Source organism: Massilia sp. SYSU DXS3249, from assembly GCF_053668055.1.
In genome coordinates, this window is record NZ_JBSIPX010000011.1 from 33,428 (window position 1) to 46,521 (window position 13,094).

Annotated in this window: 9 protein-coding genes; 8 read left to right on the forward strand and 1 reads right to left on the reverse strand. The window is 67.4% G+C overall.

Going from position 1 to position 13,094, the window contains the following annotated elements; all coding sequences use genetic code 11:
* Window positions 1-222: 222 nt before the first annotated feature.
* The 4 genes from ACWCIA_RS14065 to ACWCIA_RS14080 all read left to right on the forward strand — a co-directional run bounded on the left by ACWCIA_RS14065 (window position 223) and on the right by ACWCIA_RS14080 (window position 5,455).
* Window positions 223-2,040, forward strand: a complete 1,818-nt coding sequence (locus tag ACWCIA_RS14065) for a tetratricopeptide repeat protein (protein ID WP_454164209.1) — start codon at window positions 223-225, stop codon at window positions 2,038-2,040.
* 383 nt (window positions 2,041-2,423) lie between these two features.
* Window positions 2,424-3,194, forward strand: a complete 771-nt coding sequence (locus ACWCIA_RS14070; RefSeq protein WP_454164211.1) for an aldolase/citrate lyase family protein — start codon at window positions 2,424-2,426, stop codon at window positions 3,192-3,194.
* Window positions 3,195-3,236: 42 nt separating this feature from the next.
* Window positions 3,237-4,133 (forward strand): 2-hydroxy-3-oxopropionate reductase, encoded by an 897-nt coding sequence (gene glxR / locus ACWCIA_RS14075; RefSeq protein WP_454164213.1) that lies wholly within the window; start codon window positions 3,237-3,239, stop codon window positions 4,131-4,133.
* A complete protein-coding gene (locus tag ACWCIA_RS14080) occupies window positions 4,130-5,455 on the forward strand; it encodes a glycerate kinase type-2 family protein (protein WP_454164215.1) in 1,326 nt (441 codons plus the stop codon). The genes glxR and ACWCIA_RS14080 overlap by 4 nt, the downstream gene beginning before the upstream one ends.
* Before the next feature lie 13 nt (window positions 5,456-5,468).
* Here the strand turns inward: ACWCIA_RS14080 and ACWCIA_RS14085 are convergent, their stop codons facing one another.
* Window positions 5,469-8,387 carry an EAL domain-containing protein gene (locus ACWCIA_RS14085; protein ID WP_454164216.1) on the reverse strand — a complete coding sequence of 973 codons (2,919 nt, stop codon included), beginning with the start codon at window positions 8,385-8,387 and terminating at the stop codon, window positions 5,469-5,471.
* A gap of 192 nt (window positions 8,388-8,579) precedes the next feature.
* On the opposite strand from ACWCIA_RS14085, the gene ACWCIA_RS14090 reads away from it, so the two are divergent.
* The 4 genes from ACWCIA_RS14090 to ACWCIA_RS14105 all read left to right on the forward strand — a co-directional run bounded on the left by ACWCIA_RS14090 (window position 8,580) and on the right by ACWCIA_RS14105 (window position 13,036).
* Window positions 8,580-8,951 (forward strand): VOC family protein, encoded by a 372-nt coding sequence (locus tag ACWCIA_RS14090; protein ID WP_454164218.1) that lies wholly within the window; start codon window positions 8,580-8,582, stop codon window positions 8,949-8,951.
* Between the two features lie 117 nt (window positions 8,952-9,068).
* Window positions 9,069-11,063, forward strand: a complete 1,995-nt coding sequence (locus tag ACWCIA_RS14095) for an LTA synthase family protein (protein WP_454164220.1) — start codon at window positions 9,069-9,071, stop codon at window positions 11,061-11,063.
* Between the two features lie 28 nt (window positions 11,064-11,091).
* Entirely contained in the window at window positions 11,092-11,775 is a 684-nt protein-coding gene (locus ACWCIA_RS14100; protein WP_454164222.1) for a response regulator transcription factor, read from the forward strand.
* A gap of 19 nt (window positions 11,776-11,794) precedes the next feature.
* Entirely contained in the window at window positions 11,795-13,036 is a 1,242-nt protein-coding gene (locus tag ACWCIA_RS14105; protein ID WP_454164224.1) for an ATP-binding protein, read from the forward strand.
* Window positions 13,037-13,094 lie beyond the last annotated feature (58 nt).

Genomic DNA, 13,094 nt, shown 5'->3' on the forward strand with positions numbered 1-13,094 from the left:
AGGTGTGAAGTGACAATATGAATAGCTTACCACCGGACAATCCGACTGCGCGAGCATCGCCTTGCCGCTACGGTCGTTCACCCAGTATAACCAATCCGCACATCGCCATTTCATGTGCTTGATCCCGCACAAATCCAAAATGCACTTACGGAACCTGGGATCCTGACCTATGCTCGAATGACGATATTCCACATCTCACGAACGATGCGGGAGGGGAGCATCATGAAACCGCGATTCGTAGTGCTGTTCGCTGCCACCGCCGCAGCATCCGTCCTTGTCGGCTTGCCGTCCACATCGGCGCAGCGCGAGACCAGGGCCGAACCCATTGCCTTCGACCCGCTGTTCGCCCGCGGCGCCGCATGCACGCCGGCGCGGCCGGGGCGGCCTCCCCTGCTCGACCAGCTGGTGCTGGCGCAGGCCGAAACCCGGCCATTCCAGCCGGGCCAGCAGCCGCCCGCCAAGGCGCCGCCAGCCCAGGCCGGGCCGCCTCCGCTATATGCCGACCTCGGCAGCCTGCACGTGCCGGTCACGACCGGCAACCGCAAGGCGCAAGCCTACTTCGACCAGGGCATGCGCCTGACCTTTGCCTTCAACCATGCCGAAGCGGCGCGCGCCTTCCGCGCCGCCCAGGCACTCGATCCGAAATGCGCGATGTGCTACTGGGGCGAGGCCCTGGTACTGGGCCCGAACATCAATGCGCCGATGTTCCCCGAGGCGGTCGCCCCGGCCGTCCAGGCCGCCGCCAGCGCGATGCGCCTGGCGAAAGGCGCCACGCCCGCCGAGCAGGCCCTGATCCGGGCCGTCTCGCGCCGCTACAGCGCCGATCCGCAGGTGGAGCGGGCCACGCTGGACAAGGCCTATGCCGACGCGATGACCGAGGCCGCGCGCGCCCATCCGAACAACGACACCATCCAGGTGCTGTTCGCGGAATCGCTGATGGACCTGGCGCCCTGGGATTACTGGGCCGCCGCCGGCACCCAGCCCAAGCACCGCACGGCCGAGACGGTCGATGCGCTCGAGCGCGTCCTCGAGCGCAACCCCAGCCATCCCGGCGCCGCGCACTATTACATCCACACGATGGAAGCCTCGGCCCAGCCCGACAAGGCCCTGCCCGCTGCACGCGTGCTGGCGCGCCAGATCCCCGGGGCCGGGCATGTCGTGCACATGCCGTCCCACATCTATTACCGGCTCGGCATGTACCGGGAAGCGCTGCAGTCGAACGTGGAGGCGGTCGCCGTCGACGAAAAATATTTCGCCGCGTCCCCCAGCGATCCCGTCTACCGCGGCGCCTACTACCCGCACAACATCCACTTCGTGATGGTGTCCGCACTGATGGGGGGAGACGGCAAGACGACCCTCGATGCCGCGGGCAAGCTCGACAAGGCGTTGGGCGCCGACGCGGTCAAGGCCATCGGCGCGCTGCAGCCGGTCAAATCGGCGCCCTACTTCGCCCACGTCCAGTTCAGCAATCCGGACGTCCTGACGTCCCTGCCCGACCCCGGGCCCGACTTCGTGCTGGTCAGGGCGATGTGGCATTACGCGCGCGCCATCGGCCACGTCCGCAAGGGCGACCTCGATGGCGCGAACCGCGAGGTGGCGGCCATCGACCGCATCGAGCGCACCGCCGATTTCAAGCCGCTCACCGACTGGGCCATCCCGGGGCGCGAAATCGTCCAGACCGCGAGGGCGGTGGCGCGCGGCCGCGTCGCCGACCTGCAGGGCAAGCTGCCGGAGGCCATCGCCGCCTACCGCGAAGCCGTGGCGATCCAGGACGCTCTGCCCTACATGGAACCGCCCTACTGGTACTACCCGGTGCGCCAGTCGCTCGGCGTCGCGCTGCTGCGCGCCGGCCAGCTCGACAACGCCGAACAGGTCTTCCGCGCCTCGCTGGCGCGCACCCCGAGCAACGGCTGGGCACTGCGCGGGCTGATGGAGGTGTACCGGGTGCGGGGCGATACCGCCGCGCTGGCCGCGACCCGGCAGCGCTTTGCCAGCACCTGGCTGGGCAAGCCGGACGGGCCGGCGCTGTCGTCGCTCTAGGTATCGGTGTGCGACAGGAGAGCGGAAAGAGAGCATCCGTATGCCGGAGGTTTAACTTTTCAATCAAGGCGCCCAGCATCCGCCCGCGTGTCAGCGCTGGCGAACCTGCATTGCCGCGCTTCCCCCGCTGTTGACAATCAGCCGCATGCACACAGAGTATTTACGACAAGTTGTATGACAACTTCCGAAAACATGCTATGTTTTCAGCTCAGTTGCCTTTTTCCGCACCGCCTGGGCAGCTCGCGAGCAGTCCATGCAAGTCACATGACGCTCCAATTCGTGAGAATTTAGCGGCTTTAGTTGTACGACGTCATATCACATACACTATATTCGTTGTTTGTCGCACCACCAACCGGCCCCGAAGGCCACACCAGGAGGAAGACATGCAGGTCCCAAGCAACCATTTCAAAAACGCGCTGCGCAAGGGCGAGATGCAACTGGGCCTGTGGTCCGGCCTGTCCAGCCATGTCACGGTCGAACTGCTGGCCAATGCCGGCTTCGACTGGCTGCTGCTGGACACGGAGCACTCGCCGAACGAGCTGCCGATGGTGCACTGCCAGCTGCAGGCCATCGCCCGCGGCACGACACACCCGATCGTGCGTCCGCCCTGGAACGATACCGTCACGATCAAGCGCTACCTCGACATCGGGGTGCAGACCCTCCTGATTCCGTATGTCGAGAATGCCGACGAAGCCCGCCAGGCGGTCGCAGCCACCCGCTATCCCCCGCTCGGCGTGCGCGGCTACGCCGCGGCCGCCCGCGCCTCCGACTTCGGCAGGATCAAGGACTACCCTGGCACGTGCGAGGAACAACTGTGCCTGCTGGTGCAGGTCGAGACCCCGGCGGCACTGGCCAATATCGAAGCCATCGCGGCGGTCGATGGCGTGGACGGCATCTTCGTCGGCCCGGGAGACCTTGCCGCATCGATGGGCTTCATCGGCCAGGTCGGCCACCCCGAGGTGGTAGCCGCCATCGACGACGCGATCCGGCGCATCCGCGCCTGCGGCAAGCCGGCCGGCATCCTGGCCGGCGACGAGCGCCTCGCCCGGCACTGGATCGAGGCCGGCGCCAACTTCGTCGCCGTCGGCAGCGATACCGGCCTGCTTGCGCGCGGCGCCGAGCAGCTCGCCGCGAAATTCAGGAACGCCGCCTGAACTACCCACCCGTATTCCATTATCATCAGCGAAGGAGACAACATGAGCAAAATCGGATTCATTGGCCTGGGCATCATGGGCACGCCCATGGCAGGACACCTGCTGGCAGGCGGCCACGAGCTGTTCCTGCATGACGTGAAGCCGCTGCCGGCCGAACTCGCAAGCCGCGGTGCGCATGCTTGCGCTTCGGGCCGCGAAGTGGCGCAGCAGGCGGACATCGTCATCGTCATGGTGCCGGACACGCCGCACGTGGCCGCCGTCCTGTTCGACGAGGGCGGCGTTGCCGAAGGACTTTCGGCGGGCAAGATCGTGGTCGACATGAGTTCGATTTCGCCGATCGAGACCAAACGGTTCGCCGCGCGCATCAATGCCCTCGATTGCGACTACCTCGATGCACCCGTCTCGGGCGGCGAAGTCGGCGCCCGCGCAGCCAGTCTCACCATCATGGTGGGCGGCTCGCAGGAAGCCTTCGACCGCGTCAAGCCGCTGTTCGACCTGATGGGCAAGAACATCACCCTGGTCGGCGGCAACGGCGACGGCCAGACGACCAAGGTCGCCAACCAGATCATCGTGGCCCTGAACATCGAAGCGGTCGGCGAAGCGCTGCTGTTCGCGTCGCGCATGGGGGCCGACGCCGGCAAGGTGCGCCAGGCGCTGATGGGCGGCTTCGCCGCCTCGCGCGTGCTGGAAGTGCACGGCGAGCGCATGGTCAAGCGCAGCTTCGATCCGGGCTTCCGCATCGAGCTGCACCAGAAGGACCTGAACCTGGCGCTGGCCAGCGCACGCGAGATGGGCCTGAGCCTGCCCAACACGGCCACCACCCAGCAGCTCTTTTCCACCTGCGCCGCGCACGGCGGCAAGGCCTGGGACCACTCGGCCCTGGTGCGCGCACTGGAAATCATGGCCAATGTCGAGATCGGCGGCACGGTGACGCAATGACGTCCGCACTCACTCCACCAGGCCCTGCCCCGCGCGCGCTGCTGCGCGCCATGTTCGACGCCGCCGTCGCCGCCGCCCAGCCGGCGCTCTGCCTGCCGCCGCATTTGCCCCAGCCACCGCGCGGCCGCACGCTGGTCGTCGGCGCCGGCAAGGCGTCCGCCGAGATGGCGCGCGTGCTCGAGCAGCACTGGCCGGGCGAGTTGAGCGGGCTGGTCGTCACGCGCTACGGCTATGCGGTGCCGTGCGAGCGCATCGAGATCGTCGAAGCGGCCCATCCGGTGCCGGACGCGGCGGGCATGGAGGCCGCGCGGCGCATGTTGGCCATGGTCGGCGGCCTGACGGCCGACGACCTGGTGATCTGCCTGGTCTCCGGCGGCGGCTCTTCCCTGCTGCCGCTCCCGGCGCCGGGGCTGGACCTGGCCGACAAGCAGCGGCTGAATGCCGCGCTGCTGGCCAGCGGCGCCACCATCGGCGAGATGAACTGCGTGCGGCGGCACCTCTCGAGCATCAAGGGCGGACGGCTGGCGGCGGCCTGTCATCCGGCGCGGGTGGTCACCCTGCTGATCTCGGACGTGCCGGGCGACGACCCGGTCGATATCGCCAGCGGACCGACCTGCGCCGACCCGAGCACCTGCGCCGACGCGCTGGCCATCCTGCAGCGCCACCGCATCGAGGTGCCGCCGCATGTGCGCGAGGTGCTCGAAAGCGGCCGCGGCGAATCGGTCAAGCCGGGCGACCCGCGCCTGGCCGGCCACGAGATCCGGCTCATCACCGCACCGCAGATGGCGCTCGAAGCGGCTGCCGCGGTGGCCGCCGCCGCCGGGGTGCCGGCGCATATCCTGGGCGACAGCATCGAAGGCGAAGCGCGCGACGCCGGGATCGTCATGGCCGGGATCGCACGGCAGGTGGCCACGCGCGGCCAGCCGTTCGCGCCGCCCTGCATCCTGCTGTCCGGCGGCGAGACCACGGTCACGGTGCGCGGCAAGGGCCGCGGCGGGCGCAATGTCGAATTCCTGCTGGCCCTCGGCGTCGCGCTCGGCGGCTTGCCGGGCGTGCATGCGATCGCCTGCGACACCGATGGCGTCGACGGCCAGGAGGAGATCGCCGGCGCCCTGCTCGCCCCCGACAGCCTGGAGCGCGCCGATGCGCTGGGCATCCGCGCCCGCGCAAGCCTGGCCGACAACGACGGCCACGGGTTCTTCGGGGCACTCGGCGATTCGGTGGTGTCCGGTCCGACCCTGACCAACGTGAACGATTTCAGGGCGATGTATGTCGGCGCCGACGCCGCCTTTGCCCGGCAGATGCGCAGGCTGGGTTCCTGAGTCCACGCGCACATCAGGACGTCAGGCGCACCTCGATCCGCTCGATCACCTGGTGCACATCCTCGGGCGGCACCGGCGGACTGAAGTAATACCCCTGGCCGATGTGGCAGCCGTGCGCGAGCAGCCAGTTCATCTGCTCGCGGGTTTCCACCCCTTCGGCCACGATGGTCATTTTCAGGGCGTTGCCCATGGCGACGATGGCTTGCGTCAGCTTCTCCGCGTTCGGGTCCTGCAGCATGCTGCGGGTGAAGGACTGGTCGATCTTGAGGCATTGCAGCGGCAGCTGGCGCAGGTAGCTCAGCGAGGAAAAGCCGGTGCCGAAATCGTCGAGGGCGGTGGCGATGCCGGTGTCGTTCAGCGCCCGGAGCACGTTCTGCGTTTCGCCGAGCTCGCGCATGAAGCACGACTCGGTGACTTCGATTTCGATGGCGCCCGGCGGCACCTGGAATTCGTCGAGCAGCTCGGTCAGGTAGGCGACCAGGTTGGGCGACAGGATGTCCGCGATCGACAGGTTGATCGCGATCGGCAGTTTGCCCAGGCCATGGCTGCGCCAGCGGGCCTGTTCGGCGATGGCGCTGCGCATGACCCAGCGGTCGATGCGGATGATCTGGTCGCTGTTCTCGGCGATCGGGATGAAGGCGCCGGGGCTGTTTTCGCCGCGGGTCGGATGGTTCCAGCGCACCAGCGCCTCCAGGCCCACCACCTTGCGGCTGATGAGGTCCACCTTCGGCTGGAACACCAGCGACAGCTGGTTGCGCTCCACCGCTTCGTCGAGGTCGCGCTCGAGCAAGTAATAGTCGCGCTGGTTGTCCGCCATCGCCAGCTCGAACACCACGCTGCGCCCGCGGCCCAGCGACTTCGCCTGGTACAGCGCCAGGTCGGCGTGGCGCAGCAATTCGCTCACCGTGCGGCCGTGGGCGGGCGGGATCGCGATGCCGACCGAAATGCCGAGCCGGAACTGCTGGCCCTTGATGTCGAAGGGGTGCGACACCGCCTGGTGCAGGCGCTCGGCGAAGGTCAGGGCCGTGGCCGCATTCGGGTGCGGGAGCTGCAGCAGCAGCATGAATTCGTCCCCGCCCAGGCGTGCCAGCAGGTCGAACTCGCGCATCACCGCCTTCAGCCTCAGGCTCAGCTGCTGCAGCACCTGGTCGCCCGTTTCGTGTCCATAGGTGTCGTTGATCTTTTTGAAATGGTCGAGGTCGAGCAGCATCAGCGCCGTGTTGTAGTGACCGTCCTCGAGGCGGCGCGAGACCTCGTCCTCCATCGCGCGCCGGTTGTACAGCCCGGTGAGATGGTCGTGGTGGGCGCGCCAGTGCAGGGTTTCCTGCATCTTGCGGTTCACTTGCAGCTTGTTCACCTCGCTCAGGATGCGCAGCAGGTTTTGCAGGGCATCGGCATCGGCCTGCTGCCAGGCATCCGAATGGCCCCGCACCGATTGCTGCCAGACGGCAAACGAGCGCCGCGGCTCGAGGCGGACGCGGCCATTCGGGAGGGCGACCACGTCCTTGACCGGCTCGCCGCCCCAGCGCACCTGCTGCACCACTTCCTGCCGGGTCAGGAAACAGAAAATCACGTCCTCGTCATAACGCTGCGCCAGCAACAGGCCGGCCGCGTCCGGCAGGAACAGCAGCGCGTTTTTTTTCGCAGTCAGCAGGTCGTCCCACATGGAGACGTGCGGGCTGCGGTTCTGGATGTCGAGCCGCGACCCGACCTCGTCGAGGATCTGGTGCGTCGAGCCCGCGCGTCGCGCCGGCCCGCCGACGCAGGCGAGCGTACCGATCTGCACGCCCAGGCCGCTGGCATTGAAGGCCGGCAGCAACCTCGGTATCCATAACTCCAGCACGGTAGGAATGTCGCCATCGTGGATCAGCGCCTGGTGGAACTGGTTCAGCAGCCCATCGAGCACCAGGCGGTGCCGTACCGCCTCCAGGTGGGACAAGGCTTCGATGCGCATGTTGGCGATTTCGGCCAGCAGTTCCGCGATCTGGCGCATGCCTTCACGCACCTGGTAGGGGGGCGTCCGGGGACGGTGATGATGGCAGGCGATCAGGCCCCACAGCTTGCCCTCGCACACGATGGACAAGGTCATCGTCGCGCGCACGCCCATGTTGCGCAGATAGGACAGGTGCACCTCGGACAGGCCGCGCAGGATGCAGTGGCTCTGGTCGAGCGGTTCTCCGTCCGGCAGGTGAACAGGCACCAGCGGGTCGGTAGCTGCCTCGACATCGGCCAGCACGCGCAAGGTGTTGGTGAGGTACAGCAGGCGCGCCTGGCTGGGAATGTCGGAAGCGGGAAAGCGCAGCCCCAGGTATTTTTGCTGGTAATCCCTGGAAGTGTGCTCGGCCACGACCTCGCCGCAGCCGTCGGGCAGGAAGCGGTAGATCATCACACGGTCGAACCTGCTGACTTCCTGCACGACCTTCACGCACTCGCGCAGGAAGGCCTCGGCGCCCTCGGCGCGGCGCAAACGGGCAATCACTTCGGCGAAGGCGGCGAAGATCTCGTTCTGCCGCCGCACCTCATCGGCGTTGGCGTTGATGGGCAGCCATTCGAGCACCGCTACCTTGCCGGAGCGGTGACCGAGGCACTCCCACTCGAGGGCGGCAGGCTGTGCCTGCGCGCCGCCGGTCTGCTCGAAGCGGGGGCGCCAGGGCAAGGCAGTCAGATGGGATGGCGACAGCGATGCGATGTCGAGCGTTCCCGCCCCCTCCACCCAGTCCGACAGCGGCCTCGAGAACAGCGCAGCGGCATCCTGCAAACCCGGCCAATGGCGCACGATGCCCGCGGAAACCTGGACGATGCACCGGCTCGCCAGGTCCACCACCATCAAAAAGCCATAGGACTGCACGGTGCCCAGCAGGTGCAGCGGCTCCTGTGCACAGGTCTTCTCCAGCTCCGCCGGAATGGTGTCCTCATGCGCACCCGGGCTCATGCTCCTCGCTCCTTTTTCACAGCGTCGACCGCGCCCACACGATCGGTCCCTGCGTCGGTCCCTGCGCCGGTCCCTGCGCGCTGCCGCATCAAGCCTATCCAGACTGAGACATGCGGCGTGAGGTGTTGGTTCCGGAGAGGGCCTTGGAACAGGCGGTGCGATAATGCGCGTCCAACGACTGCGGAGAACGCCATGCCCCATATTGCCGGTATCGACCATGTCCAGGTCGCTACGCCTTCCGGCGCCGACGACGAAGCACGCGCCTTCTACGGCGGCGTGCTCGGCCTGGCGGAAATCCCCAAGCCGGCGCCCCTGAACGCGTCCGGCGGCGTGTGGTTCGCGACCGGTGCGACGCAATTGCACATCGGCGGCCAGGCGGGTTTCGTACCCGCGAAAAAGGCGCACCCGGCCTTTCTCGTCGAGGACTTCGACGGCTATTGCGCGCTGCTGCGCACGCGCCAGGTGCTCGTGCGCGAGGAGGTGCCGGTGGCCGGGCGCCGCCGCGCCGGCATCGAGGATCCGTTCGGCAACCGCATCGAACTGATCGAAGCCAGGCCGGCCTGACGCCCCCCCATTTAACGAAAATTTAACCCGGACTTAACCGTCCCGAGAGATGTGCTTCGCTAACATGCGCCGGTTCGGCGCGCGCCACCTGGCCGCGCCACCGACCATATCGAGCACATGAATCACGCAACCGCCTGTCAAGCACGAGACCTGTCGTTCCCTCACCGCCCGGTGCGCTGGTGGCACCACGCCGGCCCCTATCTCCACCTGGTTTACCTGGTCGCGGCCGGGCTGGCGATGCTGTCGGTATCGCGCCTGCTGCTGGTTGCCTGGCAACGCGAGCGGGTGCAGGCGGCCGGCGTCCTGGGCGAACTGTTCTTGCAGGGCCTGCGTGCCGACCTGATTTTGATCGGCTATTTCCTCGTGATTCCACTGGTGCTGGCGCCCTTGCTCGCCCACCGCGGGAGCGCGCGCCTGTGGGCGAGGCTGAGCGCGGGGTGGGCCACGCTGGCGCTGGTGTTCATTGCGTTCATGGAACTGGCTTCGCCCCAGTTCATCCTGCAATACGACGTCCGGCCGAACCGCCTGTTCATCGAATACCTGGCGTATCCGGCCGAAGTGTTCGGCACGCTCTGGAACGGCTACCGCTACGCCCTGGTCGGGACCATCGTCGCCACCATCGCGCTGGCCCTGGCCCTGCATGCCCTGCTCCGGCGCGCATCAAGCCGGATGACGATGTGGCCGGCCAAAAAGCTGCTGCTGACCTGGCCCCTCCTGATGCTGGTGGTGGTGATGCAGATCCGCTCCACCACGGCGCACCGGCCGGCCAACCCGGCCCTGTTCGCGCTGAGCGGCGATGCCCTGGTCAATTCCCTGGTCATCAATTCGGCCTGGTCGGTGCTCGATGCGGTGGCCTCGCTGCGCAAGGAAGCCAAGTCCTCGGAAATCTACGGCAGCATGCCGCGCGAGCAGATCCTGGCGCAGGTGACATCGGCGCCCTGGCTCAGCGGCTACCGCTTCGATTCGGGCGAGCTCCCCACCCTGCACTACCAGCAGGCGGCGCTCCCGCGCAAGAAGCCCCTGAACCTGGTCATCGTGCTGGAAGAAAGCCTGGGCGCCACCTTCGTGCAATCGCTGGGCGGACTGCCCGTCACGCCGGAGCTGGAAAAGCTGAAAAACGAGGGCTGGTGGTTCGAGCAGCTGTACGCGACCGGCACCCGTTCCGTGCGCGGCATCGAGGCGGTCGTCGCCGGCTATGCGCCGACCCCGGCGCGCAGCGTCGTCAAACTGTCGCTGGCCCAGCACAATTTTTATACCTTGGCGCTCGGCCTCGACCGGCAGGGCTACCAGACCGAGTTCGTCTACGGCGGCGAGGCGCACTTCGACAACATGCGGTCTTTTTTCACCGGCAACGGCTTCCGGAACGTGGTCGACCGCGGCAGCATGCATCCGCGCTTCGAGGGTAGCTGGGGGGCCTCCGACGAAGACCTGTTCGATACGGCGCTGGAACGCCTGAAGCACCTGCATGCGCAGGATAAACCCTTCTTCAGCCTGATCTTCACGTCCTCGAACCACGAACCCTTCGAATTCCCGGACAACAAAATCGCCTTGCACGATCCCGCCAAGCAGAGCGTCAACAACGCCGTCAAGTATGCCGATTTTGCGCTGGGCAAATTCATCCGGGCCGCGAAACAGCAGGACTACTGGCGCGATACCGTCTTCCTCATCGTGGCCGACCACGATAACCGGGTCTACGGGGACAGCCTGGTGCCGATCAAGAAATTCCATATCCCCGGGCTGATCCTCGGCGCCGATATCGAACCGCGCCGCATCCAGACCATCGCCAGCCAGATCGACCTCGGGCCGACGCTGCTGTCGCTGCTCGGCGTCTCCAGCACGCACCCGATGATCGGGCGGGATCTGGCGCGCGACAGCTCGGCGCCGGGCCGCGCGATGCTGCAGTTCAATGATTATTTCGCCTGGCTGGAAGGCACGAGCGCCACCATCCTGCGGCCCCAGCAGGCTCCCCTGCACGGCCGCTACGATGCGGCAAGCGGCGAGCTGGCCCTCGATGGCGCCGCGCCCGACCAGGGCAGCGTCGAGCGTGCGATGGCGCATGTGATGCTGCCCTCGCTGCTCTACCGCGAGCAGCGCTACAGGCTGCCGAAATAAGCCCGGCACCACGCTCTATAATGATCCAATGCGCATACTCATCATCGAAGACAACGCCGACATCGTCGCCAACCTGTACGGCTTCCTCGAACCGAAGGGCCATGTGCTCGACTCGGCGCCCAACGGCTACGGCGGGCTGGCGCTCGCCAGCGAGCACGACTACGACGTGATCGTGCTCGACGTGATGCTGCCGGGTCTGAACGGCCTCGAAATGTGCCAGAAACTGCGCGGCGAGCTGCGCAAGAACACGCCGGTGATGATGCTGACCGCGCGCGATACGCTCGAAGACAAGGTCGCCGGCTTCGACAGCGGCGCCGACGACTATCTCGTCAAACCCTTTTCGCTGGTCGAACTCGAGGTGCGCCTGAAGGCGCTGGTGCGCCGTGCGCGCGGCGCCGGCGCCGCCAGCGCGGTGCTGACGGTGGGCGACCTGACGTTCGACACCGAAACCTTCCAGGTCCGGCGCGCGGGCGTGCCGCTGGCGCTCACCCGCACCGGGTACACCATCCTCAAACTGCTGATGCGCGAAACCCCGAAGGTAGTCTCGCGCGACCGCATCGAACACGAGCTGTGGGGCGACAACCCGCCCGATACCGATGCCCTGCGCGTGCACATCCACGCCCTGCGCCAGGCGCTGGACAAGCCCTTCCCGCAGCCGATGCTGCAGACGATCGCCAAGATCGGCTACAAGCTCGTCGCGGCCGGCGAGTAAAGATGCGCTGAACATCCCGATGAACAAAGCCGACTCCCTGCGCCGCCGCATCACGCTCGCCTACCTCACCTTTGCCGCCGTCTCCTCCGTCTTCTTCGCCATCATCGCCGCGCTGGCGGTCGAAGGCATCGAAGTGCGCCTGGTCGACGAACGCCTCGAAGAGGTGGCCGCCTGGGCCGGGCCGCGCCGCGCCGGCGGGCTGCCGGTCGACATGCCGGCCGGGCTCAGCTACCACCATGGCGCCGGCATTCCCCAGTCCCTGCGCAGCCTGCCCGAGGGCGTGCACGAAGTGACGGTCGACGGCGTCGACCTGCACGTGCTGCGCGGGCGCGACGCGGCCGGCGAGTTCGCCGCCGTCGACCACGCCAGCGCCTACGAGAAGATCGAGCTGGTCGTGTACTCGATGTTCGCGGTGGCCTTCCTCGGCTTCATGGGCTTTGCCGTGACCCTGGGCCGCTTCCTCGGGAACCGCATCGTCAACCCCATCGAGGAACTGGCCGGGGCCGTGGAAATGCGCAAGGCGCAATTACCGCTGCAGGAAAGGCAGGACGAGCTCGGGCTGCTGTCGCGCACGATCAGCGGCCACACGGCGGAGCTGACCGAGTTCCTCGACCGCGAACGCTTCTTTACGGGCGACGTCAGCCACGAGCTGCGCACGCCCCTGACGGTCATCACCGGCGCGGCCGAGCTGCTGCTGGCGCAGACCGAACACGATCCGGCCCTGCACGCGCCAGCCGAACGGATTCACCGCGCCGCACGCGACGCCAGCGAGGTGACGTCGATGCTGCTGCGCCTGGCGCGTTCGGCCGAGCAACTCGAATGGGACCCGATGTCGGCCGCCGCGCTGGCCAGCGCCGAGGTGGCCCGCTACCAGGGCCTGGTGGCGAAGCGGCCGGTCGCGCTGCGCTATGCCGGCGGCGAGGATTTCATCGTCCATGGCGCGCGCGAACTGGTGCTGGCCGCCATCGGCAACCTGGTTCGCAACGCCTGCCAGTACACCGAGCAAGGACAGGTGGAAGTCCGGCTGGAAGGCAACAGCGTGATCGTCGAGGATACCGGGCCGGGACTGCCGCCGGCCGCCCGCGCCCGCCTGCGCAAGGAGCCGATGCCGCCGGATGCGCGCGGCTCGTCCGGCACCGGGCTGGGCCTGGGCCTCGTGCAGCGCATCTGCGCCCACCTGGGCGCCGAGCTCATCCTACGGGAGCGGGCGCTGGGCAGCTGCATCGAGCTGCGCTTTCCGAAGGAATTAACCCGGTCTTAACGGGGCGCTGACGCGGGTTTTACCCTTGGGCCGGTAGTGTCGAGGCTTCGCCACGACT

Coding starts and splice junctions, on each gene's coding strand:
- ACWCIA_RS14065 (WP_454164209.1), top strand. CDS start 223: ATGAAACCGCGATTCGTAGTGCTGTTCGCTGCCACCGCCGCAGCATCC.
- ACWCIA_RS14070 (WP_454164211.1), top strand. CDS start 2,424: ATGCAGGTCCCAAGCAACCATTTCAAAAACGCGCTGCGCAAGGGCGAG.
- glxR (WP_454164213.1), top strand. CDS start 3,237: ATGAGCAAAATCGGATTCATTGGCCTGGGCATCATGGGCACGCCCATG.
- ACWCIA_RS14080 (WP_454164215.1), top strand. CDS start 4,130: ATGACGTCCGCACTCACTCCACCAGGCCCTGCCCCGCGCGCGCTGCTG.
- ACWCIA_RS14085 (WP_454164216.1), bottom strand. CDS start 8,387: ATGAGCCCGGGTGCGCATGAGGACACCATTCCGGCGGAGCTGGAGAAG.
- ACWCIA_RS14090 (WP_454164218.1), top strand. CDS start 8,580: ATGCCCCATATTGCCGGTATCGACCATGTCCAGGTCGCTACGCCTTCC.
- ACWCIA_RS14095 (WP_454164220.1), top strand. CDS start 9,069: ATGAATCACGCAACCGCCTGTCAAGCACGAGACCTGTCGTTCCCTCAC.
- ACWCIA_RS14100 (WP_454164222.1), top strand. CDS start 11,092: ATGCGCATACTCATCATCGAAGACAACGCCGACATCGTCGCCAACCTG.
- ACWCIA_RS14105 (WP_454164224.1), top strand. CDS start 11,795: ATGAACAAAGCCGACTCCCTGCGCCGCCGCATCACGCTCGCCTACCTC.